Source organism: Alcanivorax sp. HI0044, assembly GCF_001634945.1.
In genome coordinates this window covers 1-284 of sequence record NZ_LWEZ01000913.1, presented here as the reverse complement: position 1 = coordinate 284, position 284 = coordinate 1, and the positions used below count along the sequence as shown (strand labels likewise).

Sequence of the window (284 nt, the reverse complement as noted above, 5' to 3'; positions counted from 1 at the left end):
AGGAACGGCAGGCCTTCAGGCGCTTCCTGAAGGTGTGAGTGCAGATTGGATTCTCGCTGCTTTTTCAGGCACCCGAGATGAAGCCATAAAGGCGTACAGGGAGTTTGTTAGACAGGGAAAGGACCAGCCCGATCCCTGGGAATCCCTTAAGAATCAGGTCTATCTCGGCAGTGAAGACTTTGTGGCCCAGATGGTGGCCAAACTGGACAGCAAGGCCACTCTTTCCGAGGTGCCTTCAACCCAGCGTCGTCAAGTCGCGCGCCCGCTTGGTGTTATTGCAGCTT

Annotated in this window: 1 pseudogene; it reads left to right on the top strand. The window is 55.3% G+C overall.

What is annotated here, in order from left to right:
- Positions 1–284, top strand: a pseudogene (locus A3730_RS31525) (addiction module toxin RelE); the annotation flags it as partial.